Source organism: Flavobacterium sp. 103, from assembly GCF_003096795.1.
In the GTDB taxonomy this organism is placed as follows: domain Bacteria; phylum Bacteroidota; class Bacteroidia; order Flavobacteriales; family Flavobacteriaceae; genus Flavobacterium.
Genome location: NZ_QENX01000001.1, coordinates 2,711,515 through 2,737,245, shown reverse-complemented (window position 1 = coordinate 2,737,245; position 25,731 = coordinate 2,711,515). Strand labels below are relative to the sequence as shown.

The 25,731-nt window shown below is 33.4% G+C and carries 24 protein-coding genes and 1 pseudogene; 15 read left to right on the top strand and 10 right to left on the bottom strand.

Annotated elements, in window-relative coordinates; translation table 11 throughout:
* Nucleotides 1–307 precede the first annotated feature (307 nt).
* Complete coding sequence (locus C8C85_RS11220; protein WP_116797159.1) at nucleotides 308–2,335, top strand: M3 family metallopeptidase; 2,028 nt, start codon at nucleotides 308–310, stop codon at nucleotides 2,333–2,335.
* A gap of 53 nt (nucleotides 2,336–2,388) precedes the next feature.
* On the opposite strand, the gene C8C85_RS11215 is transcribed toward C8C85_RS11220, so the two are convergent.
* Both C8C85_RS11215 and C8C85_RS11210 read right to left on the bottom strand, forming a co-directional pair.
* A complete protein-coding gene (locus C8C85_RS11215) occupies nucleotides 2,389–2,739 on the bottom strand; it encodes a type II toxin-antitoxin system HicB family antitoxin (RefSeq protein WP_116797158.1) in 351 nt (116 codons plus the stop codon).
* A gap of 3 nt (nucleotides 2,740–2,742) precedes the next feature.
* Nucleotides 2,743–2,985, bottom strand: a complete 243-nt coding sequence (locus C8C85_RS11210) for a type II toxin-antitoxin system HicA family toxin (protein WP_116797157.1) — start codon at nucleotides 2,983–2,985, stop codon at nucleotides 2,743–2,745.
* Nucleotides 2,986–3,168: 183 nt separating this feature from the next.
* On the opposite strand from C8C85_RS11210, the gene C8C85_RS11205 reads away from it, so the two are divergent.
* From C8C85_RS11205 to C8C85_RS11180, 6 genes are read left to right on the top strand one after another with little or no spacing between them, the layout of a single operon-like run.
* Nucleotides 3,169–3,672, top strand: coding sequence for a GbsR/MarR family transcriptional regulator (locus tag C8C85_RS11205; RefSeq protein ID WP_116797156.1), 504 nt, complete (start codon nucleotides 3,169–3,171; stop codon nucleotides 3,670–3,672).
* 56 nt (nucleotides 3,673–3,728) lie between these two features.
* Nucleotides 3,729–4,064 (top strand): hypothetical protein, encoded by a 336-nt coding sequence (locus tag C8C85_RS11200; protein ID WP_116797155.1) that lies wholly within the window; start codon nucleotides 3,729–3,731, stop codon nucleotides 4,062–4,064.
* Nucleotides 4,061–4,408, top strand: coding sequence for a hypothetical protein (locus tag C8C85_RS11195; protein WP_116797154.1), 348 nt, complete (start codon nucleotides 4,061–4,063; stop codon nucleotides 4,406–4,408). Before C8C85_RS11200 ends, C8C85_RS11195 begins: the two co-directional genes overlap by 4 nt.
* 19 nt (nucleotides 4,409–4,427) lie before the next feature.
* A complete protein-coding gene (locus tag C8C85_RS11190) occupies nucleotides 4,428–4,814 on the top strand; it encodes a hypothetical protein (RefSeq protein WP_116797153.1) in 387 nt (128 codons plus the stop codon).
* A gap of 57 nt (nucleotides 4,815–4,871) precedes the next feature.
* Complete coding sequence (locus C8C85_RS11185) at nucleotides 4,872–5,777, top strand: TIGR01777 family oxidoreductase (RefSeq protein ID WP_116797152.1); 906 nt, start codon at nucleotides 4,872–4,874, stop codon at nucleotides 5,775–5,777.
* A gap of 1 nt (nucleotide 5,778) precedes the next feature.
* The gene (locus tag C8C85_RS11180) at nucleotides 5,779–6,228 is read left to right on the top strand and encodes an SRPBCC family protein (protein ID WP_116797151.1); all 450 of its coding nucleotides are present in this window, start codon (nucleotides 5,779–5,781) and stop codon (nucleotides 6,226–6,228) included.
* Here the strand turns inward: C8C85_RS11180 and C8C85_RS11175 are convergent.
* Together C8C85_RS11175 and C8C85_RS11170 are read right to left on the bottom strand one after the other, a co-directional pair.
* On the bottom strand, nucleotides 6,225–7,340 hold the full coding sequence (locus C8C85_RS11175; protein WP_116798459.1) for an ATP-binding protein: 1,116 nt from the start codon (nucleotides 7,338–7,340) through the stop codon (nucleotides 6,225–6,227). The two genes, C8C85_RS11180 and C8C85_RS11175, sit on opposite strands and share 4 nt — an antisense overlap.
* Before the next feature lie 114 nt (nucleotides 7,341–7,454).
* Nucleotides 7,455–8,282: a hypothetical protein gene (locus tag C8C85_RS11170; RefSeq protein WP_116797150.1), complete on the bottom strand. Its 828-nt coding sequence runs from the start codon at nucleotides 8,280–8,282 to the stop codon at nucleotides 7,455–7,457.
* 323 nt (nucleotides 8,283–8,605) lie between these two features.
* On the opposite strand from C8C85_RS11170, the gene gcvP reads away from it, so the two are divergent.
* The 7 genes from gcvP (at nucleotide 8,606) to C8C85_RS11135 (ending at nucleotide 17,329) form a co-directional block, all read left to right on the top strand.
* Nucleotides 8,606–11,455, top strand: coding sequence for an aminomethyl-transferring glycine dehydrogenase (gene gcvP / locus C8C85_RS11165; RefSeq protein ID WP_116797149.1), 2,850 nt, complete (start codon nucleotides 8,606–8,608; stop codon nucleotides 11,453–11,455).
* Between the two features lie 422 nt (nucleotides 11,456–11,877).
* On the top strand, nucleotides 11,878–12,540 hold the full coding sequence (locus C8C85_RS11160) for a TonB-dependent receptor plug domain-containing protein (protein WP_116797148.1): 663 nt from the start codon (nucleotides 11,878–11,880) through the stop codon (nucleotides 12,538–12,540).
* Nucleotides 12,541–13,063: 523 nt separating this feature from the next.
* The gene (locus C8C85_RS11155) at nucleotides 13,064–14,122 is read left to right on the top strand and encodes a 3-oxoacyl-ACP synthase III family protein (protein WP_116797147.1); all 1,059 of its coding nucleotides are present in this window, start codon (nucleotides 13,064–13,066) and stop codon (nucleotides 14,120–14,122) included.
* Between the two features lie 208 nt (nucleotides 14,123–14,330).
* On the top strand, nucleotides 14,331–14,855 hold the full coding sequence (locus C8C85_RS11150) for a methyltransferase (RefSeq protein WP_116797146.1): 525 nt from the start codon (nucleotides 14,331–14,333) through the stop codon (nucleotides 14,853–14,855).
* Nucleotides 14,856–14,903: 48 nt separating this feature from the next.
* On the top strand, nucleotides 14,904–15,752 hold the full coding sequence (locus tag C8C85_RS11145) for a glycosyltransferase family 2 protein (RefSeq protein ID WP_116797145.1): 849 nt from the start codon (nucleotides 14,904–14,906) through the stop codon (nucleotides 15,750–15,752).
* 69 nt (nucleotides 15,753–15,821) lie between these two features.
* The gene (locus C8C85_RS11140; RefSeq protein ID WP_116797144.1) at nucleotides 15,822–16,571 is read left to right on the top strand and encodes an MlaE family ABC transporter permease; all 750 of its coding nucleotides are present in this window, start codon (nucleotides 15,822–15,824) and stop codon (nucleotides 16,569–16,571) included.
* Nucleotides 16,568–17,329: an ABC transporter ATP-binding protein gene (locus C8C85_RS11135; protein WP_116797143.1), complete on the top strand. Its 762-nt coding sequence runs from the start codon at nucleotides 16,568–16,570 to the stop codon at nucleotides 17,327–17,329. The genes C8C85_RS11140 and C8C85_RS11135 overlap by 4 nt, the downstream gene beginning before the upstream one ends.
* An 83-nt stretch (nucleotides 17,330–17,412) precedes the next feature.
* Here the strand turns inward: C8C85_RS11135 and C8C85_RS11130 are convergent, their stop codons facing one another.
* Nucleotides 17,413–20,556, bottom strand: a complete 3,144-nt coding sequence (locus C8C85_RS11130) for a T9SS type A sorting domain-containing protein (RefSeq protein ID WP_116797142.1) — start codon at nucleotides 20,554–20,556, stop codon at nucleotides 17,413–17,415.
* Between the two features lie 93 nt (nucleotides 20,557–20,649).
* Complete coding sequence (locus C8C85_RS11125) at nucleotides 20,650–21,180, bottom strand: DUF6252 family protein (RefSeq protein WP_116797141.1); 531 nt, start codon at nucleotides 21,178–21,180, stop codon at nucleotides 20,650–20,652.
* A 263-nt stretch (nucleotides 21,181–21,443) separates the two neighbouring features.
* On the opposite strand from C8C85_RS11125, the pseudogene C8C85_RS18560 reads away from it, so the two are divergent.
* Nucleotides 21,444–21,592, top strand: a pseudogene (locus C8C85_RS18560) (ABC transporter ATP-binding protein); the annotation flags it as partial.
* Between the two features lies 1 nt (nucleotide 21,593).
* Here the strand turns inward: C8C85_RS18560 and C8C85_RS11115 are convergent.
* The 4 genes from C8C85_RS11115 to C8C85_RS11100 all read right to left on the bottom strand — a co-directional run bounded on the left by C8C85_RS11115 (nucleotide 21,594) and on the right by C8C85_RS11100 (nucleotide 25,673).
* Entirely contained in the window at nucleotides 21,594–22,517 is a 924-nt protein-coding gene (locus C8C85_RS11115; RefSeq protein ID WP_116797140.1) for an EamA family transporter, read from the bottom strand.
* Nucleotides 22,518–22,627: 110 nt separating this feature from the next.
* Entirely contained in the window at nucleotides 22,628–23,686 is a 1,059-nt protein-coding gene (locus C8C85_RS11110; RefSeq protein ID WP_116797139.1) for a mannose-1-phosphate guanylyltransferase, read from the bottom strand.
* 40 nt (nucleotides 23,687–23,726) lie between these two features.
* Entirely contained in the window at nucleotides 23,727–24,326 is a 600-nt protein-coding gene (locus C8C85_RS11105) for a SprT-like domain-containing protein (RefSeq protein WP_116797138.1), read from the bottom strand.
* 93 nt (nucleotides 24,327–24,419) lie between these two features.
* Nucleotides 24,420–25,673, bottom strand: coding sequence for a hypothetical protein (locus tag C8C85_RS11100; RefSeq protein ID WP_077370924.1), 1,254 nt, complete (start codon nucleotides 25,671–25,673; stop codon nucleotides 24,420–24,422).
* Nucleotides 25,674–25,731: the final 58 nt, after the last annotated feature.

Sequence of the window (25,731 nt, the reverse complement as noted above, 5' to 3'; positions counted from 1 at the left end):
AAAAAGCTCCTGAAAAAGGAGCTTTTTTGGTATTGTAAAATCTAAACTTGGGGGAATTTAGTTTTATCAATAAATGTGTGTGGTATTTAATGATATAAATTTCTTTGTGATTTGGGACAAAAAGAGCTTATAAATTCGACTGAATTAATTCATGCGTTAATTAATTTCTCGACAAAAGTACATAAATAATCGACAAAATACATGCTTGTCGAAAATTTTAACATATTTTTCTTGTCTTTTGTTTTCAAAAGATAAAAATGCAACCCCATAATAACCACTTGTTTGAAACAAAATAGAATATAGAATTATGAATATACTACTTCAAAAATTTGGCACCAAGCTAGATACTGCGCCATTTTCAAAAATAAAAAACGAAGATTATCTTCCTGCTTTTCAGGAAGCTATTGATTTGGCCAAAGCCGAAATTGACGCAATAGTTGGTAACACAGAAAATCCTACTTTTCAAAATACTATTGAAGCGTTATCATTTAGCGGAGACACCTTGGATCGAATTTCAAGTATCTTTTTCAATTTAAATTCGGCTGAAACGAGTGACGAAATGCAAAAAATTGCTCAAGACGTTTCTCCTTTATTATCTGAATTTGGAAATGATGTTCGTTTGAATGCTGCTCTATTTGCCAAAGTAAAAATGGTTTATGAGCAAATGGATTCATTGAGCTTGAATCCAGAGCAAACAACACTTCTGGACAAACAATACAAAAGCTTTTCCAGAAATGGAGCTAATTTACCCGAAGACAAGAAAAATAAGTTACGAGAAATCGATAAAGAACTATCGAAATTGAGCTTGCAATTTGGTGAAAATGTTTTAGCTGAGACTAATGCTTTTGAATTGCATCTAACAGATGAAAAGGATTTGGCAGGTTTACCGGACGGAACCATCGAAGCGGCTCGCTCTTTGGCGAAAGCCCAAGAAAAGGAAGGCTGGATATTCACATTGGATCACCCTAGCTACATTCCGTTTGTGACGTATGCTGACAATCGTGAATTGCGTAAAAAAATGGCGATTGCTTTTGGTGCCAGATGTTTTCAAAATAACGAATTCGACAATCAGGAGATTGTTTTAAAAATTACTAAACTGCGTTTCGAAAGAGCCAATCTTTTAGGCTATAAAACTCATGCCCATTTTGTTCTTGAAGAGCGCATGGCTGAAAGTCCTGAGAAAGTATTATCGTTTTCCAATGATTTATTGGCCAAAGCCAAACCGGCTGCACAAAAAGAATTTGATCAATTATCGGCTTTCTCCAAAGAATTGGACGGTATTGAGCAACTTGAAAAATGGGATGGTGCTTATTATTCGGAGAAATTGAAACAACAATTATTCAACTTGGATGATGAAAAATTGAAACCTTATTTTCAATTGGAGAAAGTTTTAAATGGTGCTTTCACCATTGCAGGAAAACTGTACGGGCTGACTTTTACTGAGGTTTTCGATATCGACAAATACCATGAAGAAGTAACCACCTATGAAGTAACAGACAAAAACAACGAATTGGTTGCTGTTTTTTATGCCGATTTCTTTCCGAGAAAAGGCAAACGAAATGGTGCTTGGATGACTTCTTTCAAATCACAATACATCAAAAACGGTATAAACGAAAGACCACATATTTCTAATGTTTGCAACTTTACAAAACCAACCGAAACTAAACCGTCACTTTTGACATTTAATGAAGTAACGACTTTATTTCACGAATTTGGACACGGATTGCACGGAATGTTAGCAAATACTACATATCCGAATCTTTCGGGAACATCTGTTTATTGGGACTTTGTGGAATTACCAAGTCAGATTATGGAAAACTGGTGCTATGAACCAGAAGCTTTGGCTTTGTTTGCACATCACTATGAAACCGGTGAAGTTATTCCGCAGGAATATGTACAAAAAATCAAAGAAAGTGCAAGTTTCCAAGAAGGAATGGCAACAATGCGTCAATTGAGTTTTGGATTATTGGACATGGGTTGGCACGGACAGGATCCTACAAACATAACTGATATCAAAACTTTTGAAATCGAACAATTTGCTTCCACGCAATTGTATCCTGATGTAAAAGAAAATGCTATGAGTACTGCTTTTTCGCATATTTTTCAAGGAGGATATTCTTCTGGCTATTACAGCTACAAATGGGCTGAAGTATTGGATGCTGATGCATTTGATTATTTCTTAGAAGAAGGTATATTTAATACTGAAGTAGCAGAGAAATTTAAGGAAAATGTACTTTCAAAAGGAGGAACCGAACACCCAATGATTTTATACAAACGTTTTAGAGGGCAAGAACCAAAACCAGATGCTTTGTTGAAAAGAGCAGGATTGTTATAGATTTCTAGATTGTTAAAAATATTAGAAACCGAAGTAGTAATGCTTCGGTTTTTTTAGTTTAAAACCTCCTCATGACTTACAATATATGACAATGCTTCTTTTACAACATCATTCAAATTCAAACCTTTTTTAGATGCCAAAAGAGCTGTTTTTTGATGTAATTCTTGTGAAACTCGAACATTAAAAGAACCTTTAAAAACTTTCTCGGGTGCTTTATTTAAAGCTACGCATGTTTCCAAATAATCCAATACCGATTCTTGAAAAGATTTTTCCAATTCGACAACAGAAGCTCCTTCAAAAGTAACCAAATCATTTATGCCTTGAATTTTCCCAAAGAAAATCTTGTCATCTGCAGAGAACTCCACAGTTCCAATATATCCTTTATATTCTAAATAATTTTTCATCTTTTACAACTTTAAATAGTCAATGATTATATCCAATTGATACAATTTCAAAACTTTTTGCGGATGGGGTTCGTGTAAACTTATAATTTGCTTTTCTTTATTCACAAATTTTCTTCGCGACCCTCCAGTTTTGCCTTGTGCTATTTGTTCAAAACCAAAATGCTTCAAAACTTTCAGCATTTCATCCCAAGTAAAATCTCTTGGTTTTGATTTTAATTTTTCTATTAGCTTTTCTACTTTACTCATACAAAGATAGCATTTTTTATTTGTAACTAAAAAATAGTTACAGAATCCTTTTATCATTAAAATATTATTCAAATATAAAAAAATTCTCTCAAATAAAATTATCCTCAAGATAAACTTTCATTTGTTTTTGAAAGTTTAAAAATTTTTACGTACATTTGTTTCAACAAAAGAAATAAATCCAAAATGGAATTCAAAGAAGCCAAAAACAAATTTGTACAAACCTGGGGAGCATTAGGTTCTCAATGGGGAATAAACAAAACAATGGCGCAAATTCACGCTTTGTTAATGGTTTCTGCCGAAGCTGTTTCTATGGAAGAAGTGATGGAAGAATTGCAGATATCACGCGGAAATGCGAGCATGAATTTGCGGGCATTGATGGATTGGGGCATTGTTTACAAAGAATATAAAGCTGGAGAACGCAGAGAATTCTTTACTGCCGAAAAAGATTTAGATGAATTAGCATCCAAAATTGCAAGAGAAAGAAGCAAACGCGAAATCAAACCGGCTCTTAAAATTTTAAAAGAAGTTTCCTCGATCGAATCTAAAGATTCAGTAGAAGAAAAACACTTTGTTGATCAAACTACTAAACTATATGATTTCGTTTTAAAAGCTGATAATATGTTAGACAAAATGACTGAATTCAAAGAAAATTGGTTAGGCAAATTGGTTTTAAAAATTATGAAATAAAAAAAAATTAACTAAAACTTTCATTTTTTTCTGAAAGTTTAAAACAAACAATAACTATGAAGAATTTAAAATTAGTAAACTCTATTGCAATTGCAATTCCCATAATTTTTTTACTCTATGGTTTTATTGATGGAACAGGATTCTACTTATCAGCATATTCAATGATAATTACAGGATTCTTACAATTAATTATCGGTATCATTTTCTGGATGAAATTTAAGAATGATTTAAATATCAAAATATATTTCACTGTGGCACTATTATTCTTTAGTCTATGGTATTTCAACGAAAACATCTTTTATCTTGACGAATTAACCTGGCCCTTAATTTCAACGCCTCCAATATTAGCAATTTACCTTTCTATACTAATCTATAAAAAAGCAAACAAATGAACGGTAACATCATTGGGTACTTTATTTACCTCATTATAACGGTTACTATTATTCTGAAAGTTGGGAAAATCTGCTATAAAAATGGAAATATTTATGTTTCAGAATTAATTCCAAATCATACCGATTTATGCCACAAAATAAATCAGGCTCTACTATTAGGTTATTATCTTTTAAACATTGGTTATTGCTCAATGACTTTAATTTTATGGGAAAAAATACTTTCAGCAAGCCAACTTATTGAAGTCATAGCTATAAAAACAGCAACAATTGTTTTTATTATTTCAGCATTACATTACACAAACATTATAATTATTACCAAATACATTCACAAATTAATTAAATAACAATTAAATACTTATTATTATGGAAACTACAAAAATTCTAATCGGTTACGCAATCTACTTACCAATTGCTATTTTCTTAACTTATTATGTTTCAAAAACACTATTTCAAAACGGAAAAATATATATGCTTGACATTTTCAAAGGCAGAGAAGAAATTGCAAATGCAACTAATAAACTTTTTGAAACTGGGTTCTATCTTCTAAATCTTGGATTTGCATTAATGATTTTACAATTGAGTATTTATGACAACAGCTATCAATCACTTGTTGAAGCCTTGAGTTACAAAATCGGAAGTTTTTCTATCTATCTTGGATTAATGTTATTTCTAAATTTATATTTCTTTTTTAGAGGAAAAAGAAAAGCTAAAGAAGTGCAAAACGAAGAAAGAATAGTTTTTAAAGCTTAATTCCAAAAGAAACCTAACAGGTTTAAAAAACCTGTTAGGTTAGTAAAAAACAGCATCATGCAAAAATTAATCATCGCCGCAGGAACAGGATTCCTAGGACAAGTTTTAATTCATCATTTCAAAGACAAATTCGAAGAAATCGTTATTCTAACAAGAGGCAAGTCACAAACTAAAAGCAACGTAAAGTACATAAACTGGGATGCTAAAACCTTTTCGGGCTGGGAAAATGAATTAGAAAATGCAACGGTTTTAATAAATCTCACTGGAAAATCAGTTGATTGTCGCTATACTAAAAAAAATAAAAAAGAGATTTTGTTATCTCGAATTGAGAGCACAAAAATTTTAAACAAAGCGATTTTAAACTGTAAAAAACCACCGAAACACTGGCTGAATTCATCGACTTCTACAATTTATCGTTTTTCATTAGACAAGCAAATGGATGAAGTAAACGGAGAAATAGGAAATGATTTTTCCATGAATGTTGCTCAATCTTGGGAAAAATCATTTTTTAAAATTGAAACTCCAAATACGTTAAAAACTGCTTTGAGAACTTCTATAGTTTTGGGTAAAAAAGGTGGCGCTTTTATTCCGCTTAAAACTTTGGCGAAAATAGGTTTCGGCGGAAAACAAGGAAAAGGAAACCAATTTATAAGCTGGATTCATGAAGAAGATTTTGCTAGAGCAATTACTTTTATAATTGAGAAAAAAATAACAGGAGCTATAAATATTGTATCCCCAAAACCAATTGAAAATAAAAACTTTATGTCATCATTACGAAAAGCAGTCGGGATTTTTTTTGGCTTTCCAATAAATCAATCGTTACTAAAATTCGGAGCTGTACTCATTGGCACAGAAGCTGAATTAGTCTTAAAAAGTAGAAATGTAATTCCAAAACGATTACAAGAAAATGGTTTTCAATTTAAATTCGACACTTTAGAAAAAGCATTAAAAAACATAGCATAAAATGACAACTATAAATCTCGCAACTAAAATTAAAGCCTCAAAACAAATTGTTTTTGATGTATCTCGAAATATTGATATTCATCAAAAATCCGCCTCCAAATCAAAAGAAATAGCCATCGCTGGTATAACTTCTGGATTAATAAATTACAATGAGACTGTAACGTGGAGAGGTAAACATTTTGGATTTTACTTAACCCACAAAAGTCGAATTACTACAATGACTTTTTACAATTATTTTGTGGACGAAATGGAAGAAGGAAAATTCAAATCATTCAAACACGAACATTATTTTGAAGAAAAAAACGGAGTTACCATAATGACAGATAACTTGCAATATGAAACTCCGTTTGGCATTATTGGAAAATTATTTGATGTTTTATTCTTGAAAAGACATTTGACTGATTTTCTTTTGAATAGAAATCAGATTTTAAGAGAGTTCTCGGAAGATTAAACCTTCAAAAACTCCCTGAAATTCTCCACAGTCACAACCGTAAAACTCCCTTGATAATTGTCCGAAAAAGTTTTGGGCAGTTTCACTTTTTTAGTTTTCCATTTGAATTCAAAAGCATTGACTTCATCGGCAACGGTTTCGATATAATCGATTTCTTGTTGTTGAGTCGTACGCCAAAAATAAGGTTTTGCTACACTATTTTGATAACTCAACACTTTCATTCGTTCCGAAATTAAGAAATTTTCCCAAAGCGCTCCTTTGTCCTGACGGAATTCCAAAAAGTTAAAATTCCCAATCAACATATTTCGAACGCCATTATCATAGAAGTATATTTTCCTATTGGCTTTGATTTCATTTCGAACATTTCGGCTAAAACTGTTCAACCTAAAAATCACAAAACTTTTTTCGAGTAAATCAATATAATTACTAACCGTATTTTTATCAACACCCACCAATTGAGCTATTTCATTGTAACTTACTTCGCTACCAATTTGTAACGCCAAAGCTTGCAGAATTTTTTCTAAAACTTCTGATTTTCGAATGCCTGTCAAAGCCAAAATATCTTTGTATAAATAACTCGACACTAAATTTTTAAGAATCTCATATTCATTTCCAAAGTTATTGATTACATCTGGATACATTCCGTATAACAATCGGAGTTCGAGTTGTTGCTTCGCTTTGATATAACCCACATTATTTTCGAATTCATTCCAAGAAACAGGAAACATTTGGAACTCAAATTTCCTTCCTGTAAGCGGTTCTTGCGTTTGATTATGAATATCCAAAACCGAAGAACCACTCACGATAACTTGGACTTCTTTTATTTGGTCAACAATGATTTTTAGTTTCAATCCTATATTCGGAATCCGCTGTACCTCATCGATAAAAACATATTTATATTCACCAATGATACTCTTTAAGGTTTCTGTATTAGCATTGGATAAAGTTTCTATTACCACTGAATCGTCTCCGTCCAAAAATAAATACGAAATATCCTTTAACAATGCATTTATCAAGGTCGTTTTCCCTACCTGACGCGGGCCGACAAGAACGATTGCTTTTCCTTTATTCAGCCTATCTCGTATTCTATCTATTAAACTCCTTATTATCATCACATTCATTTTAAACAAATGTAATAAAATATTTTTATATTCACCAATTATTATGTTTTTTGGTGATTACATTCACCAAATAATATATTTTTTAGTGATTATATTCACCAATCATTACATTTTCCAAAAAAACAAAACACAAACCCACCAAAAAATAGGAATACTTTCTGTCCAAAACGAAGTGTAGTATTTGGAACGTTTTTCGTTGGCGAAAGCCAAAAACAAAGTTGTAATAGTGGCGATAATAATCACTAATACCAAATGCACAATATTGTATTTGAAATTACTATTAAACAATTCCAAAACACAAAAAATCGTCAATAAAACATATCCTAGGTTTTTAGTTCGCCTCACTCCTATTTGCTGAGGAACGGTTTTTAAATGAGGATCATCATTGGCCAAATCTATAATTTCAAAAATAAGAATCAATACAAAAACCAATATAAATCGTTGAACACTTTTTAGATAAAAATCCAACGTTATTGCAATTCCAGCATCCAGAATTGGCAATACTAAAGTTACTCCAACCCAACACAAAGCCACAATATAAATTTTGACACCAGCCCAATTTCTAGCATTTTTCCGATTCGGAAAAAATGGTAACGTGTACAATAAAGTCAGCGATAAAACCCCTACTGAAACAATTTGTGTTATGCGTTGCAATTGAAAAAAGTAAAAACCAACCGCCAAAAAAGAAAAAACACTAAACAAAACAATCAGTTTCAAAGTACCTCTCATTTTTATTTTATGTGTTCGAGCAAAACTATCGTACTTGACAAAATTATACCCCACAATAGTTCCAAAAAAAGCAAAATTTGCTATCGGCTTATCCTCTGGAATGTGGAACATAAAATTAGTCATTTGTACCAAAGCAAAACAGGACAAACCAACATGAATGCTGCTGTTTATGTAAAATTGGAGAATGCTTTTTAAAACCTTCATTAAACAAATTTAATCAATTGTTAATAAATCAGTCCATTAGTTGAAAAATCCCTATAAAATCAAGTTAAAAAAGGGCTTTATTAAGAGATTAATATTTATTTTTGCACCACAAAAAACACAACGCTTTTATTTCTACACTAAATAGTCTTGATTGGACTGAAATTCAAATATAAATGAATATTTAAACAATCAGGCTTTTCCTTTAGACTTAAAAAAAACAAATAGTAGCTACACATATATGAAATCGCCATGATTCATACTGTAGAATAATTAAAACAGAATGGCGATACCATGTTCAAATAAAAAACAAATATTAACTACACATGAAAACAGATTCTTTTGCTTTAAGACACATTGGCCCGAGAGAAACAGATTTACAACACATGTTGAAAACCATAGGAGTTGACTCTATAGAGCGACTTGTTTATGAAACACTTCCGGATGACATTCGTCTAAAAGCACCTCTTGCATTAGACCCTGCTATGACTGAATATGAATATGCCAATCATATCACCCAGTTGGGAAGCAAAAACAAAATGTTTCAATCGTACATAGGTTTAGGATACAATCAGGCTATTGTTCCTGCTGTTATTCAAAGAAATATTTTTGAAAACCCAGGATGGTACACTGCCTATACTCCTTACCAAGCTGAAATTGCACAAGGTCGTTTGGAAGCTATTTTAAATTTCCAAACTATGGTAGTTGAACTTACCGGAATGGAAATCGCAAATGCTTCTTTATTGGATGAAGCGACTGCAGCTGCCGAAGCAATGGCATTATTGTTTGACGTAAGAACACGCGATCAAAAGAAAAACAATGTCAATAAATTCTTCGTTTCCGAAGAAATATTACCTCAAACTTTATCGGTTTTACAAACTCGTTCTACTCCAATCGGAATAGAATTGGTTGTTGGAAACCACGAAACTTTTGATTTCTCATCAGACTTTTTCGGGGCTATCCTTCAATATCCAGGTAAATATGGTCAAGTAAACGACTATACTTCATTTATTGCAAAAGCTGCAGCAAACGAAATTAAAGTAGCTGTTGCTGCCGATATTTTGAGTTTAACAAAATTAACGCCTCCAGGAGAAATGGGAGCTGCAGTAGTAGTTGGAACCACACAACGTTTCGGAATTCCGTTGGGTTATGGTGGACCACACGCTGCTTATTTTGCTACCAAAGATGAGTACAAAAGATCTATGCCGGGAAGAATCATCGGGGTAACGGTTGATACTAACGGGAATCGTGCTTTGCGTATGGCTTTACAAACGCGTGAGCAACACATCAAACGTGACAAAGCGACTTCAAATATCTGTACTGCGCAAGTTTTACTTTCGGTTATGGCTGGAATGTACGCTGTATATCACGGACCAAAAGGTTTGCAATACATCGCTGATAAAGTACACGCTTTAACAGCAACTTTGTCTAACGAATTGGAGAAACTAGGTTTACAACAAACCAATACCGCTTTCTTCGATACTATCGTAATCAAAGCAGATGCTCAAAAAGTTCGCACTATTGCAGAACAAAACGAGGTGAACTTCTACTACATCGACGACAATACAGTTTCTATCTCTTTGAATGAAACTACAAGTATTGCCGATATCAATAAAATTGCTGGTATTTTCGCTTCCGCAAATGGTAAGCAAGCAGCAACAATCGAAACTTTATCAGAAGCTAATCATTTTCCAGAGGATTTAAACAGAACATCATCTTTCTTACAACACGATGTTTTCAACCAATTCCACTCAGAATCAGCGATGATGCGTTACATCAAAATGTTGGAGCGTAAAGATTTATCATTGAATCACTCCATGATTTCTCTAGGATCTTGTACAATGAAACTGAATGCAGCTTCAGAAATGTTGCCCTTAAGCAATGCACTTTGGAACAACATTCACCCTTTTGCACCGCTAGACCAAGCACAAGGATACCAAGAAATGTTGTCTAAATTGGAACAGCAATTAAACGTAATTACTGGTTTTGCAGGAACGACTTTGCAACCTAACTCAGGAGCACAAGGAGAATATGCAGGATTAATGGTTATTCGTGCATACCACCAATCGCGTGGCGATCACCACAGAAACATTGCTTTAATTCCATCATCGGCTCACGGAACCAATCCGGCTTCGGCAGCAATGGCAGGTATGAAAGTAATCGTAACCAAAACATTGGAAAATGGAAATATAGACGTAGAAGATTTGCGTCAAAAAGCAATTGAGCACAAAGATGACCTTTCTTGTTTGATGGTTACTTATCCGTCGACTCACGGGGTTTTTGAAAGCGCTATTATAGAAATTACAAGAATCATCCACGAAAACGGTGGACAAGTTTATATGGACGGTGCCAATATGAATGCACAAGTTGGTTTGACCAACCCAGCAACTATTGGGGCTGACGTTTGTCACTTGAACCTTCACAAAACATTCGCCATCCCTCACGGTGGTGGTGGACCAGGTGTTGGACCAATTTGCGTTGCGGAGCACTTAGTTCCTTTCTTGCCATCAAACCCAGTTATCCCAACAGGAGGAAGCAGTGCCATTACAGGTATTTCTGCAGCACCTTGGGGATCGGCATTGGTGTGTTTGATCTCTTACGGTTACATCACAATGTTAGGCGCCGATGGATTGAAAGAAGCCACTGAGCACGCTATTTTGAACGCCAATTACATTAAAGAAAAATTAAACGGTCATTACGATACGTTATACTCTGGTGAAATGGGTCGTGCGGCTCACGAAATGATTTTGGAATGTCGTCCTTTCAAACAAAAAGGAATCGAAGTTACCGATATCGCAAAACGTTTGATGGATTATGGTTTCCACGCACCAACCGTTTCTTTCCCAGTGGCAGGAACCTTGATGATCGAACCAACCGAAAGTGAAAACCTGGAAGAATTAGACCGTTTTTGTGATGCTATGATTGCCATTCGTAAAGAAATCGAAGCAGCAACTATCGAAGACAGTAACAACGTATTGAAAAATTCACCTCATACATTGGCCATGCTTACTGCCGAAACTTGGGATTTCCCATACAGCAGAGAGCAAGCCGCTTTCCCACTCGATTACATCGCCGAAAACAAATTCTGGCCTACCGTTCGTAGAGCCGATGATGCTTACGGTGACAGAAACCTAGTGTGTAGCTGTGCGCCTATCGAGGCTTATATGGAAAGTTAGATTCCAGAAAGCAGAATTTAGATTGCAGATTGCAAACTTCAGATTACACAAAACCCTTTCAGTATTACAACTGAAAGGGTTTTTCATTTTATAGTCCTAATAAAAATAAGGAGCAGAAATTTTCGCTCCTCATCAACATCAGTCCTGCTGTACACTGTATTCCCGATTAACAAAAACTACGGCAAAAAAGCCTTGTTTTTCTAAATCGGGAGATGCCGCTTCCATCAGGGCTAGGAAACCTATTCTGCTTTTCATAAAATATTTTTCAAAAAAATGTCATCCCCAAGGAGGAGAACCATAGTAACAGCGAATAGACGAAGTAACTCCACACTAGTGGAAATTGATAAACTTTTAATACATTAATGATTATTCAAAAAAATTAAATAACTTAACTCCCTAATCCCTAATTAAATAATCTCATTATGAAAATTTCAAAAATATTACTTACTATTTGTTTATCATTTGTGTTTTTTGGATACGGTCAAAATAGACTAACTGGGAAGGTCGTGGATTTTAACAATAAACCTGTTGCAAAAGCTAAAATATATCTAGATTCCATATACTCCAAAGTAACAACAGATAAGAATGGAGATTTTGAAGTTTCAATTCCTGCAAAGGTGGGCACAATTAATGTTTACTCTCATGAATACGGATTATTATCTTCTAAATATAATAATGAAAACAAGATGAGTTTTGTGTTTTTAGAAGCCGATCAATCAAAAAAAACAGAAAAAGGGAATGATGTCTCAATTGCATATTCAAAATCAGAAGACAAATATGTTGCCAAATCTCAAGGTAAAAGTACCCAAAGTGACAAGAGTAATTACAATACTATCTACGACATGATAAGAGGCAAAGTAGCAGGAGTGACCGTTTCAAGAGATCACAAAATAACCATTCAGGGAGTTAGTTCAATAAATTATGCTTCTGAGCCATTATTTGTTGTTGACGGGATGATAGTATCAAATATCGATTATCTTATTCCTAATAATGTAAAATCAATAAGGGTTTTAAAAGGCGCTGAAGCTTCTTATTATGGATCTCAAGGATCTAGTGGTGTTATAGTAATAACGACAATAAAATAATTTTCATTAGATTTAAATTTAAAAGAATAAGCTACCCCTTTCAGCAAGAAATTGAAAGGGTTTTCATTTATTAGAATTCTGAATAAAAATCTAGGAGCAGATGTTTTCCATTTTTCATCAGCATTCCTACTGCTATCTACTATATACACCTCGTAGAAAAAACGAGATAGGATGTCGCTCTCAACGGTTTATTCAACGTATTTAATTTTCATGAAATATATACCAAAAGCCTTTCTATTTCTAGACAAAATCATCCTTTTACCGTTAAAACTTTTTATTTAAAATCAAATGACATTTATCCTTTTAAAACAAAGAATAAATTTTTTAACAAAAAATACCCGCTTTGTTATTTATAGTGATTCCAAGAATAAAATGCATCATTTAATAATTTTCAATAAAATATATTCAATAATTTTGCCATATATTTAATATTCTGCAATTATATGCATGCATAGTAAATAATTTGCCCTTTATACATTTATTATAATTAATTTAGCCAAAATTTATTCTGGAAAATATCACAATGAAAATAAAAATAACTGGTATAGGAAGCTATATTCCTGAGAAAAAGATTAGCAACACCGATTTTAGTGAACATGTGTTTTTAAATGAAGATGGTTCACCTTTTGCTTATCCAAACGAAGTCGTAATTAACAAATTCAAAGGTATTACGGGTATCGAAAAAAGAAGATATGCCGAGGATAAATACACTGCCTCAGACTTAGCGTTTTTCGCCTCCCAAAAAGCGATAGAGAACGCAGGAATAGATCCAGAAACCTTGGACTATATCATTTTTGCACACAATTTTGGAGATGTAAAATACGGTACAACCCAATCGGATATTATCCCAAGTTTGGCCACAAGAGTAAAACATCAATTACAAATAAAGAATCCAAAATGCGTTGCTTACGATATCCTTTTTGGATGCCCAGGCTGGATTGAAGGCGTATTGCAAGCCAATGCATTCATAAAATCGGGTATGGCAAAAAAGTGCCTTGTCATAGGTGGCGAAACATTGTCCCGAGTAGTAGATGCCCACGACAGAGATTCCATGATCTACTCTGATGGAGCCGGAGCTTCTGTCATAGAAGCCTCAGATGACGAAACTGGAATGTTATCTTACGAAAGCGCTACGTATGCAGCAGAAGAAGCCAACTTTCTTTATTTCGGAAAATCATACAACCCAGATTTAGATCCCGACACTAAGTACATCAAAATGTACGGTCGTAAAATTTATGAATTTGCTTTAAGCCAGGTTCCTGCAGCCATGAAAAGCTGTTTGGATCAAAGTGGCCTGGGGATTAATGATGTTAAAAAAATCCTCATTCACCAAGCCAACGAAAAAATGGATGAAGCCATCATTCATCGTTTTTACAAATTATACGGGCAAACTCCCCCAAAAGACGTTATGCCAATGAGCATACACGAACTTGGAAACAGCAGTGTTGCAACCGTGCCTACCCTTTTTGACCTTTTGATTAGAGGACAAATCGAGGACCAAGAAATCCACAAAGGAGATGTACTCATTTTTGCTTCTGTGGGAGCAGGAATGAACATCAATGCATTTGTTTATCGATATTAAACTAAGCTGTACGCTTATTTATTTTAAGGCTCACTCACTTTTTTTAGTGCAGTGGGCTTTTCTTTTTGAAAACAAGATTGAAAACACACAATACATCTCAAAAATCAATCGATAATCTTGGACAAATCTTAAATTACAAACCGTATAAGAAACAGAATCTTTATATTTGCAAACTCTAAAGCAAAAGCGATAGTTAAAAATTAAAAACATGTACGAAAAAACGTTTCCCAATAAAAGATTCAAACATACTTTAGAATTTTTAAAAAAACACGTATCCACTTCTCAAACCATATTGGACTTGGGTGTCGACAACCCCTTTTCTAAAATCATGAAAGCTGAAGGTTACTCAGTAAAAAACACTACTGGCGAAGATTTGGACATTAACCAAAGTGTTTTTTCGGAAGACAAAAAAGATGTAGTAACCGCTTTTGAAATTTTCGAACATTTACTCAATCCCTATACTATTTTAACCGAAATCAAATCGGATAAATTATTAATATCAATTCCATTGCGTCTTTGGTTTTCTTCTGCTTACCGCAGTAAAACGGATATGTGGGACAGACATTACCACGAATTTGAAGATTGGCAATTGGACTGGTTATTAGAAAAAACAGGCTGGAAAATCATTGACAGAGAAAAATTTACACATCCTGTTAAGAAAATTGGATTTCGCCCATTATTGCGATTTTTCACTCCAAGATATTATATTGTTTACGCTGAAAAAGCAAAATAAACAGCTTTGTCAAAGTTTTAAACTTTGACAAAGCTTTGAACAAAACAAATGAAATATTACATCGTAATTCCGACCTACAACGAAGAGGCTTTTATCGCTTTGACCTTGCAATCCTTGATTTCGCAAACTGTTTTACCAAAAAAAGTAGTGGTTGTCAATGATAATTCGACCGATAAAACTGCCGAAATTGTTTTGGCTTTCGCCAAAGACAATCCGTTTATTACTCTGGTAAACAAAACTTCCGAAGCGATACATTTACCTGGAAGCAAGGTGATTCAAGCTTTTCAGAAAGGATTTGAAACTTTGGACGAAGATTACGATTTAATCGTAAAAATTGACGCCGATTTAATTTTTCCTTCCAATTATTTCGAAACCGTAATTAAACATTTTCAATCCGACTCAACAATCGGAATGGCAGGCGGATTTTGTTATATCGAAAAAAATGGCGACTGGGTTTTAGAAAACCTTACCGATAAAGATCATATTCGAGGCGCATTAAAAGCCTATCGAAAAGAAACTTTCCAACAAATTGGAGGCTTAAAACCTGCTATGGGCTGGGATACAGTTGACGAATTACTTTGTAAATACTACAACTGGAAAGTAGTCACAGATTCGAGTTTACATGTAAAACACCTCAAACCAACAGGTGCTAATTATAACAAAACATCACGTTACAAACAAGGTGAGGCTTTTTACACTCTTGGATATGGTTTCTGGATTACAGCAATCGCATCGGTGAAATTAGCCATGATGAAAAAGAAACCATTGCTTTTCTTGGATTACATCCAAGGTTTTTGGAAAGCCAAAAAGGCCAAAACTCCTTTATTGGTAACCAAAGAACAAGCCCGTTTCATTCGAAATTATCGTTTACAAAAAATGAAACAAAAACTTTTCTAAGGAAAAACCCATAACGCATAACTTATAACTCACAACAAGTTTGTAATTTAGCCTATATTCTATATAATTATGATGCTCATTCGCTATTTATCCCAAATCGGGAAATATTTTTTAATGTGGAAAGAAATCTTCAACAAACCAACAAAATGGTCTGTTATGAAAGGTTTAATTTTCAAAGAAGTCGATGATTTAATTATTGATTCGTTGGGAATTGTTGCTTTCATTTCTTTCTTCGTCGGCGGAGTTGTTTCTATGCAAACGGCTTTGAATCTAACTAATTCTTTTATTCCAAAATATCTTATTGGATATGCCACACGTCAGTCGGTAATTTTAGAATTTGCACCAACTTTCATGTCTATCATTATGGCAGGAAAAATGGGCTCTTTTATAACATCCAGTATAGGATCTATGCGCGTTACCGAACAAATCGATGCGTTAGAAGTAATGGGCGTAAACTCTCTTAATTATTTGGTTTTCCCAAAAATTATAGCTTTACTTTTATATCCTTTTCTAATAGGTATTGGAATGTTTTTAGGTATTGCAGGTGGATATATTGCAACTGTTTATGGTGGTTTTGGAGCTAGTATTGACTTTATCGAAGGTATTCAAAGAGATTTTATCCCTTTCCACATTGCATATGCTTTTACCAAAACTTTTATTTTTGGTATGCTACTAGCCACTATTCCTTCTTTTCATGGCTTTTACATGAAAGGTGGAGCACTTGAAGTTGGTAAAGCCAGTACTGTATCTTTTGTATGGACTTCAGTTACCATCATCTTGCTAAATTATATTATTACCCAATTACTCTTAACAAAATGATAGAAATAAAAAACATAGAAAAATCATTTGGCGGTGTCAAAATTCTTAAAGGAGTTTCTTGTGTTTTTGAAGCAGGAAAAACCAATTTGATTATCGGACAAAGTGGATCTGGAAAAACTGTATTATTAAAATCATTATTAGGAATTCACACGCCAGAAGTAGGAACAATTTCTTTTGATGGTCGCATTTACTCTGAATTAAGTGCCGATGAAAAAAGAGAAATTCGCACCGAAATTGGTATGCTTTTTCAAGGGAGTGCTCTTTTTGACAGTATGACCGTTTCGGAAAACGTGGGTTTTCCTTTAAAAATGTTTACCAAAGACAGCAATGCCAAAATCCAAAAACGTGTGGATTTTGTTTTAGAAAGAGTAAATCTAGTAGGCGCTCACAAAAAATTACCCTCTGAAATTTCTGGAGGAATGCAAAAAAGGGTTGCTATTGCCCGTGCTATTGTAAACAATCCTAAATATTTGTTTTGTGACGAACCCAATTCGGGATTAGATCCAAACACCGCAATTTTGATAGATAATTTAATCCGAGAAATTACGGAGGAATACAATATCACTACCGTCGTAAACACTCATGATATGAATTCCGTAATGGAAATTGGGGATCATATTTTGTTTCTAAAAAATGGTGTAAAAGCCTGGGAAGGCACCAAAGAAGAAATTTTCCTTACCGAGAATGAAGCTATTGTTGAATTTGTTTATTCTTCCGAATTATTTAAGAAAGTTCGAGAAGCCTATTTAAAAGGATAGTTTTTTAACTTTTTACATATAAAATAAAAATGGTTTTGAGTTTTCTCAAAACCATTTCGATTAATTAAATAAATTTATGAGATTTAATTTATAATTATTTTTTTAGTAAGCATAACATCCTTTATTTGGACTTTTAGAATATAAATACCATTTTTTATTCCATCTGTAAAATAATCATTTTTCTTATAGCTTCTAATTTCTGCTCCATAAATATCGTATAATTTTGCCGAAATTATTTCTTTATCAAAAACATTTGTAGTTTCGAGACTTGATTTCTGGAGACTTGCAGTTCCCGCACAAGGGTCAATTATTTTATTTGCAACATACCCATTTGAAGATTTTGCAACCAAATTATAAGTACTAACACAAGGAGATGGCGGAGCACAGGTAACTACTCTTGTTATAGAAGTGGTACCACATGCATTTGTAGCAGTAATAACTAAAGTTATTGTCCAATTAAAATTTGGTCCATTCCCAAAACCACTAAAACCACTTCCTCCTCCATTCCCGCTATTGGTCGATGCTATCTTAGTCCAAGTTGTTGATGTAATTCCTTGTTGTGTAATATCAACATTATTGGCACTAATTAAATCTATAGTAGCATAATTACTATCTGATGTTAATTTGATTTCAATACTTGGTTTCCCAACTATAATTGATTTTGTCAAAGTTTTATAACCACAAATTTCATTACCTAAATATACACTTAAAGTAACTTTGCCACTTGCTGATGCTGATGAAGGATTTAATGTAACGGTATTAGTCCCATTTCCTGACAGCGTTACTAAATTTTCACCATCTGTAATACTCCAACTATATGTGGCGCCAAGAGGGACAGAATATGAGCCACTACCACACAATAGAGCATTTCCAGCGATTTGAACATCTGAACAAATATAAGAGCAATCTGTTTTTTCTGGAATTAAAATAGGATTGCTTAATGCATTTAGTTCTGAAGCTAACCATTTACCATTTCTTGGGTCAAATGAAATGTGTTGTTTGTTGTGTGCATTTGGGTTTTTATCAAAATCTGTGGTGAAATTGGCAAACGGGCTATTCTTGGGCGCAACCAGTGGTATTGCTCCAACATAGGACTTCTTGTAATCCACATCTAGTAAAGGAACGTTTCTTTTACCAATGTCTAAGGCACTTGCTGTTGGAATAAAACCAAAATGATCTTTTATAACAAGATTTGGGCTATTAACCGTACCTGCAAGAGTTTTTGTATCAAAATAACCTCCTCCATAAGTATCAAAAGGTAAAGTAGCTGATGGTTGATTTTTCGTTACATTAGTAATGTCAATTGTGATATTTAGAGCCCAAAGAATTTTCTTGGTATAAGACACACGACCTTTATATATCTGGTTGCCTGAACTGTCATATAATGATTTTGCCTGAAAATCAACATTATATTTTGAATGTCCAGGAAAAGTTCCTAGAACCGCTACACCATACAAATCTCTATCTATATAATCGCCTCCTATAGCACCACCTAAAGGATTATAAACCAAACTTAATAAATCTCCCCAAAAGGACAATCCTTTATTTAATTGAAAAATGACCAAATCATCTCCTGGGTTAAAAGTTTGGGTTGTACCGCATTCACTACCATTACTGATAGCTATATTCCTGCATTGTACTGGATAACCACCACTATTAGTAACTCCTTTACCTTTCAGCTCATTGTAGAAAGAAGTATTTTCTGAATTGTCTATTGTGTAACTAGAATTTACAAAGTTTGTTATCAATTGTTTAGACGCCGGAGCATCGAGAATAGATAAATACGAAGAAACGGGTTGGGAATCTGTATGCATAGGTAAAAACGTTTCTCCTCCATACAATAATAAAGGAGATTTTACATACTGCCTTGTAAGATGACGAAACATATACTGAAAAGAAATCGGGATATTTGCTCCTTGTTGCGGTGCATCATGTGAAATAAACAGGCTAGTTTTGTGATCCACACCCCTTTGCTCCATATCGGCAAGGGCGTAACGCGCAATTACCCCGCCCATACTTTGTCCCAAAATCACATTTTTGGTAGTACTCCCACTCAAAACTTTTCTAGCATTCACATAATTTATAACTGCCTCAAGTGCATAAGCATTGCGTTGCATATAATCTACTCCATTGTCCCAATCTACATAGATGATGTCGTATTGCTTATTGTCTTCATATAGTAGATTTCTTAATTCTGAACCAGAGCTTTGAAGAAATTTTCTAAAATCACTATAAGAAAAATTTCCACTCTTTTTTTCAGGATCTAAAATTACACCAAGGTCAAATCCTTCGGCTACTATTAGCGGTTTTTTGAGTCCCTGATTAGGATCTCCAGCATAATCAATCGTAAGTTTTACAGTTCCCAATCCGCCTAGATAAGGAATTGTAGCTGTTATACTTACCGGACTTTCAGTTGCAGAGATTCTACAGGTTTGACAAGGCGGAGGAACTGGAGATCCTGTTTGTCCATTAGTTGAATTTTTTCCAATCTTCATTCTAGATTGATTGTATAACGAGGTACCATTGGTCAGGTTGAGTTTATACTTCCAAATTTTCAAACCATACGATGTATAACTAACTGCAATATTTTGATTGTAAGGGACAGTTACATATCCTTGACCGTTATCAAAGTCTATTTGTATGCTTGCAATAAGGTTCTGATAGTTAGAAATAAATATATTTGATGGGATTTTAACCTGCATACTCAATTCGTCATATTGTTTTATGGGAGCTGCCATTGCAAAAGTCTGTAACTCTTCGTACGGATTTTGCCACACTCCGCTGATTACCTTGTCATAAAATTTATTGCTGGACAATGTAATTTTATTGGCAGTAAGGGCATTACTCGCAAACTGTGAATATTTAAAATACAAACCACTTAAAGCAATCACACCAGCAGTTCTATTACTATTCCATCTAGTGTCATATTCTGCAGGGGTTATCCATGCGGTACTCAATTCTCTTACTCTACTAGAAAGCAAAGTATTGTAGATTTGTTTTAAACTAGATTTGTCTGCGTACGTACTATCCGTAAGTGTACCGTTGTAAGCAGGCACATTGGTAAATTCCATACCATAATCAAGCAGGATACCGTGTGGTACTTTGGTTTTATCCAACGACCCAAAAACCGTATTCATTTGTGTTGCAAAAGTGGTATTGATGTCTTGTTGCGCATTTGTAAATACAGAAAACAAGAAGGCAAAAAGAAGTACTAGAATTTTTTTCATAAATTTGTCTTTAAATTAAATAAAGGTGAGATGTTGTTTAATTTTATTTTTGTAAGATTGCCTTTACGGCAATCTTACTTTTTTATAATTATTTTAATATTCCATATCAAATCGACCTTCACGGACTTGAACTTTTTGGCCTTTTGAGTTTATAGCATCAAACCAGAAAGTACCAGAGATATATGCTTTGATAAAATTATGATGTGTGATTTTTAATTCACCATTGACAATTGTACTCGTTTTATAATGATTTTCACTGAAATCAGAATTGTAAATTATATATTCACCAAATTTCGAATTGGTTCCATATTCTTTAAGTTGGTATGTTTCTCCAACATTCAAAGCCTGATTATAACTTATAACATATATAGAATGATCTTTATTATTTTTAATCTCATTTATACCAATGGAGAAATTTATTCCGTCAACGTATTGACAAACAAGTCTTGTTGGGGAATTACCTATGGGTAGAAATGCTTTTCCGTCTAACAAACATCCCGCAGTATTTGCTCCCGTTTGAGTAGCAGGTGGCAATTGATCTATTGGGTTTGTTGGTTTGTCATCGTCTTTGTTGCAAGAGATTATTAATGTAATTGCAATGAATAAAAAAAATAGTTTTTTCATAGTTATGGTTATTTTGTATTCATAAATTTGACATTTACTGTAAAATATCTTGTAACTCCTTAAAAATTACAATAAAAAAATACAAGAATAGTATTAACATTTTACGTAGCTCTACTAGATATTTCTTTCAAAACTATAAATTTTAAAGCTTATTCAGGTTAAATAAAAGTTAATTTCACAGGTGTATTGAAAAAAATTGTTATTTTAGAAAGTTAATTTTTAAATTTATTCTAAATACTAATTTACAGTTTGATCTTAAAGTTGAAGAAAATATTCTATTTCTAAAAATGGTATAAAAGCCTGGGAAGGCACCAAAGAAGAAATTTTCCTTACGGAGAATGAAGCTATTGTTGAATTTGTTTATTCTTCCGAATTATTCAAAAAAGTAAGAGAAGCTTATCTTAAAGGATAAATTAGACTTTACTTTTTTCAAATAAAGTCTTTCGATATCCAGCCCAGTTGATTAAAACCACGCCTATTAGAATCACAATTAAGGCAAGTATTTGTTTTGCACTTATGGTTTCTTTGGCAAACAACCAACCTAAAAAAACTGCTATAACTGGGTTTACATAAACATACGTTCCAACTTGTATCAATGAGCGCTTCGTTATTAGCCATAAATAAGCAACAAAAGCCAGTATCCCAAAAACAATAAGATATCCCAAACTCAACCAAGAAGTTAATGATATATTGCCAAAAACAAAACCATCGGTCTCTTTCGTGAAATAAGACAGCATGAAACAAAACAATCCTGCGCTTAGCATTTGCAAAGCGACATTCATCAAGGTAGGCAAATCTGTTGGATAGTATCTAGAGAACAAAGAACCTAGTGCCCAAGAAATTCCTCCGGCAATAATTACTATTACACCTAAAACAAAATGATCTGAAAAAACAGATTCATTGACATCAAAAAGGATTATAACCCCCGCAAAACCAATAATCAATCCCAAAAGCGAACTAATGTTTGAAAAGTTTTCTTTCCACTTTGGATAATCCAGAATTAAGAACCAAAAAGGCAAACTACAAACTACAATAGAAGCAATTCCTGAAGGAACAAATTGTTCTGCCCACATCACAGATCCTGTTCCGCCAACAAGCAAAAGAGTTCCGTAAATTGAATTTTTGAGTATGGCTTCCTTACTTGGTTTCTTTAAATTCCCTTGTGCTTTTATCAAAAGCAACAAAAGTAAACCCGCAATTACAAATCGCATTCCCATCAACATAAATGGCGGAATCGTTTCAAGTCCCAAAAAGATAAAGAAATAAGTGCTTCCCCAAATGATAAAGATAGCCGCAAAAGCGAGATAGATGAGAAATTGGTTTTCGTTTTTAGACATATGATTTGGTGGATTTTAAAAAATAAAAAAAATGATCCCTTTCTGAAAATTGAGTCTCCTCAAAATTCTCAAGAATTCACTTTTTTATTTAATGGAAAAAAAAGTATTTATTAGGATTTCAACTGAGATACAATTGCTTTTATCTCTTGTTCCTTACTTTTAGGATAAATCAATAAGACAGAATCTTTGTCTACAATAATATAATCATCAAGTCCATCAACAATCACTTGTTTTCCAATAGCGGTTCTAATAATATTATTTGATGCGTTCTGCAATAGCACGATTGCATTTACCACCGCATTATTATTATCGTCTTTTGGTAGTTTTTCATGCAATGAGCCCCAAGTTCCGAGATCGTTCCAATCAAAAGTGGCTGGTAGAACATAGACATTTTGGGCATTTTCCATGATGGCATAATCAATGGAAATGTTTTCAGCGTTTGGATAATGGGACTGAATAAAAGCATTTTCATTTTCAGTGTTGTATATATCATAACCCTCCATAAAAAGAGCAAACATCTCTGGTTGAAATTCTTCAAAAGCTTTTAAAATAGATCGTACGCTCCAGATAAAAATTCCTGCATTCCACAAATAATTCCTGCTTTGAATGAATCGTCTGGCTGTTTTGGAATCTGGTTTTTCTCTAAACTGAATTACTTTTTTTATGGAACGACTATCCAATTTGTCAAATTCAATATAACCATAGCCTGTGTTGGGAGAAGTTGGCAAAATTCCTAGTGTCATCAAGGACTCTTCTCTTTCGCACAAATCAAAAGAGCGTTGCAAATTAGCCACAAACTGCATTTCATCTTCAATCCAGTGGTCGCTTGGTGCAACAACCATTACTGCATTTGGGTTCAGCTTTTTAATTTTTAATGAAGCATATAAAATACAAGGAGCTGTATTTCTCATGGCGGGTTCCAAAACAATTTGCTCTTGTTTAACCATTGGCAATTGCTCCAAAATCAAGTCATTGTAACTTTCGTGTGTCAGAATCAAAATATTCTCTTTCGGAATAATTTGCGATAATCGACTAAATGTTTTCTGAATTAAGGTCTCTCCGGAACCCAACATATCATGAAATTGCTTCGGGAATTCTCTCGTACTTACTGGCCAAAATCGAGAACCGATTCCACCTGCCATCAATATTGCGTAATAATTTTTGTTCATTTTATTTTTTTGTCTTCGCTACTTTATAGCTAATCATTTTTTAACCAGGCAACAACTCTACCTCGGCATTTGGGTTAAATAAATACAATCGTCCGGAACTTATTTCCAAACATTCATATCGTTTGGTTCGTATGGCTATTTTCTTGAAGATCTTTCCATTTGAAATTCGAAAAACGCTACCGTAAGGAATATCAAAGATATAGTTTTTATCATTTGGTTTATCATACTGCTTTAAAGCCAATGCCAATGTAGTATCTGTATCACTGCTTGCGGTCGGATTTCTAAAATGTCGAGCCAGCAATGGCAACAAATGATTTGGAAAAATCTCTGGTCGAATAAATGGCACCATCATCCTTTGGAAACAATGTTTCCATTCGTGCCCATGAGGCTTAATATTTCTCCCAAATTTTTCAAATGCGACCAAATGCGAAATTTCATGAATCAGAGTAATCAAAAACTTGTATTTATTGAGACTCGCATTCACCGTAATTTCATGTTTCCCATTCATTCCTTTTCGGTAATCTCCATGACGCGTTTGTCTCTCATTTACAATTTTGAGATGCACCTGATGCGTAACAATCAGTTCAAAAACTGGCTTTACGGCATGTTCCGGCAAATATTTTAAAAGTGTTTCGGGCAATTATATGAGATTTTGACAAGTGATTATTTCTAAACTGAATACAGATCAATAATTGTTAGAGCAGGTTTAAAATAATTTAAACCTGCTCTAATGTTAAATATTAAAATATTTTAAATACCCATTATTTAAATCCTTTTTCAAATTTCCATCGGCATCAAAAAAATTAAGGTAATCTTTTTGAAGACTAAGATTTTTTTCTTCTATTTCCCTAACTTTAGACTTACTAATATCTAATACTTTAGCTTTTTCTACATACTCCAAACTACTTTTAAAATCATTCAAAAACAAAAAACTAGAAGCAATATTCATATAACAAGCCCATACCGCCTCTTTTTGTTTTTTATCATTTACATCAAATTCTTTCGAATATGCTTCCATCTTTAAAATAAAATTACCTAAGAAATTTTTACTTGCAACAACATAATTATAACGTTCTTTTGCTTTACTATCGACAAACGCATTAACATTATCTCCTTTTATCTGCAAATTATGATTTTTAACAAATTCTGAATTTTCTTCTAATGTCAATAAATTGGTTTGAATCTCAGAATTAGCTTTCTTCCAATTTTTAAAAAGATCAATCTCTTCATTAATTTTTTTATAAAATGGATGTTTATCTTCTTTAGACATCCTAGAAAAAAAATAGGTATTGGGAAAATACTGTACATCTAACCAGGAAGATAATGCAGGGGCGACAGTACTCTGGATTGAATGAATTAACTCATTCACAATTAAATTTTCCTCAATGTATTTATTTAGATAGCTTTTTACTTCAGCTTTAGTTTTGAAATTATAAATTCTAGGAGTACCATCTGTATTTTTATCAGCTCCAGGCTTTGAATGTGAATTTTTAACCACAATTGTTTTCTCCAAAAAAGTTTGATTTGTCATGCTGTTCTTCAGTTGGCAAACTACATTATACCCATAAAAAACTTCAAAATAGTAAGGAGTTTCTCCACTACTGCTTTGTTTTATTTCTCCATAATAGGTAATATCCTTAATCTTTATGTCAGCTATAAATTTGCCGTCCATTTTATTACAATCTTTATCATAACGCAAATTGATGAGTGAGGATAATCCATTGATCAACTGATCTTCTTGAAAAAAAGTATTATACTCCAATCTTGTTCTTGATTGCATTGCTTCGCCATCAATAATAACTTTAGTCGGCTGAGCTGATAAATCCAATTTAATGCAAAAAGATTGATACTCATTTGTAATATACTTTTCAGGAAAACCGAAACTATAAAAAGTCTGATAGTCACTTTTATAAGATTGAGCATTTAAGTTGGTTGCTACAAAAAAACAAAATAATACAATTTTAAAAACACGCATAGTTACAATCATGGTAGGTTTGGTTAGATTAAAAAAAATCAAAAATAATATGCTTTATGAAACACAAAAA

Excerpts from the sequence above, each read along its gene's own strand:
- C8C85_RS11100 (WP_077370924.1), bottom strand. The coding sequence starts at position 25,673 with ATGATTGTAACTATGCGTGTTTTTAAAATTGTATTATTTTGTTTTTTT.
- C8C85_RS11160 (WP_116797148.1), top strand. The coding sequence starts at position 11,878 with ATGAAAATTTCAAAAATATTACTTACTATTTGTTTATCATTTGTGTTT.
- C8C85_RS11170 (WP_116797150.1), bottom strand. The coding sequence starts at position 8,282 with ATGAAGGTTTTAAAAAGCATTCTCCAATTTTACATAAACAGCAGCATT.
- C8C85_RS11185 (WP_116797152.1), top strand. The coding sequence starts at position 4,872 with ATGCAAAAATTAATCATCGCCGCAGGAACAGGATTCCTAGGACAAGTT.
- C8C85_RS11220 (WP_116797159.1), top strand. The coding sequence starts at position 308 with ATGAATATACTACTTCAAAAATTTGGCACCAAGCTAGATACTGCGCCA.
- C8C85_RS11110 (WP_116797139.1), bottom strand. The coding sequence starts at position 23,686 with ATGAACAAAAATTATTACGCAATATTGATGGCAGGTGGAATCGGTTCT.
- gcvP (WP_116797149.1), top strand. The coding sequence starts at position 8,606 with ATGAAAACAGATTCTTTTGCTTTAAGACACATTGGCCCGAGAGAAACA.
- C8C85_RS11135 (WP_116797143.1), top strand. The coding sequence starts at position 16,568 with ATGATAGAAATAAAAAACATAGAAAAATCATTTGGCGGTGTCAAAATT.
- C8C85_RS11190 (WP_116797153.1), top strand. The coding sequence starts at position 4,428 with ATGGAAACTACAAAAATTCTAATCGGTTACGCAATCTACTTACCAATT.
- C8C85_RS11210 (WP_116797157.1), bottom strand. The coding sequence starts at position 2,985 with ATGAGTAAAGTAGAAAAGCTAATAGAAAAATTAAAATCAAAACCAAGA.
- C8C85_RS11145 (WP_116797145.1), top strand. The coding sequence starts at position 14,904 with ATGAAATATTACATCGTAATTCCGACCTACAACGAAGAGGCTTTTATC.
- C8C85_RS11195 (WP_116797154.1), top strand. The coding sequence starts at position 4,061 with ATGAACGGTAACATCATTGGGTACTTTATTTACCTCATTATAACGGTT.
- C8C85_RS11130 (WP_116797142.1), bottom strand. The coding sequence starts at position 20,556 with ATGAAAAAAATTCTAGTACTTCTTTTTGCCTTCTTGTTTTCTGTATTT.
- C8C85_RS11200 (WP_116797155.1), top strand. The coding sequence starts at position 3,729 with ATGAAGAATTTAAAATTAGTAAACTCTATTGCAATTGCAATTCCCATA.
- C8C85_RS11115 (WP_116797140.1), bottom strand. The coding sequence starts at position 22,517 with ATGTCTAAAAACGAAAACCAATTTCTCATCTATCTCGCTTTTGCGGCT.
- C8C85_RS11215 (WP_116797158.1), bottom strand. The coding sequence starts at position 2,739 with ATGAAAAATTATTTAGAATATAAAGGATATATTGGAACTGTGGAGTTC.
- C8C85_RS11125 (WP_116797141.1), bottom strand. The coding sequence starts at position 21,180 with ATGAAAAAACTATTTTTTTTATTCATTGCAATTACATTAATAATCTCT.
- C8C85_RS11205 (WP_116797156.1), top strand. The coding sequence starts at position 3,169 with ATGGAATTCAAAGAAGCCAAAAACAAATTTGTACAAACCTGGGGAGCA.
- C8C85_RS11140 (WP_116797144.1), top strand. The coding sequence starts at position 15,822 with ATGATGCTCATTCGCTATTTATCCCAAATCGGGAAATATTTTTTAATG.
- C8C85_RS11155 (WP_116797147.1), top strand. The coding sequence starts at position 13,064 with ATGAAAATAAAAATAACTGGTATAGGAAGCTATATTCCTGAGAAAAAG.
- C8C85_RS11180 (WP_116797151.1), top strand. The coding sequence starts at position 5,779 with ATGACAACTATAAATCTCGCAACTAAAATTAAAGCCTCAAAACAAATT.
- C8C85_RS11150 (WP_116797146.1), top strand. The coding sequence starts at position 14,331 with ATGTACGAAAAAACGTTTCCCAATAAAAGATTCAAACATACTTTAGAA.
- C8C85_RS11175 (WP_116798459.1), bottom strand. The coding sequence starts at position 7,340 with ATGATAATAAGGAGTTTAATAGATAGAATACGAGATAGGCTGAATAAA.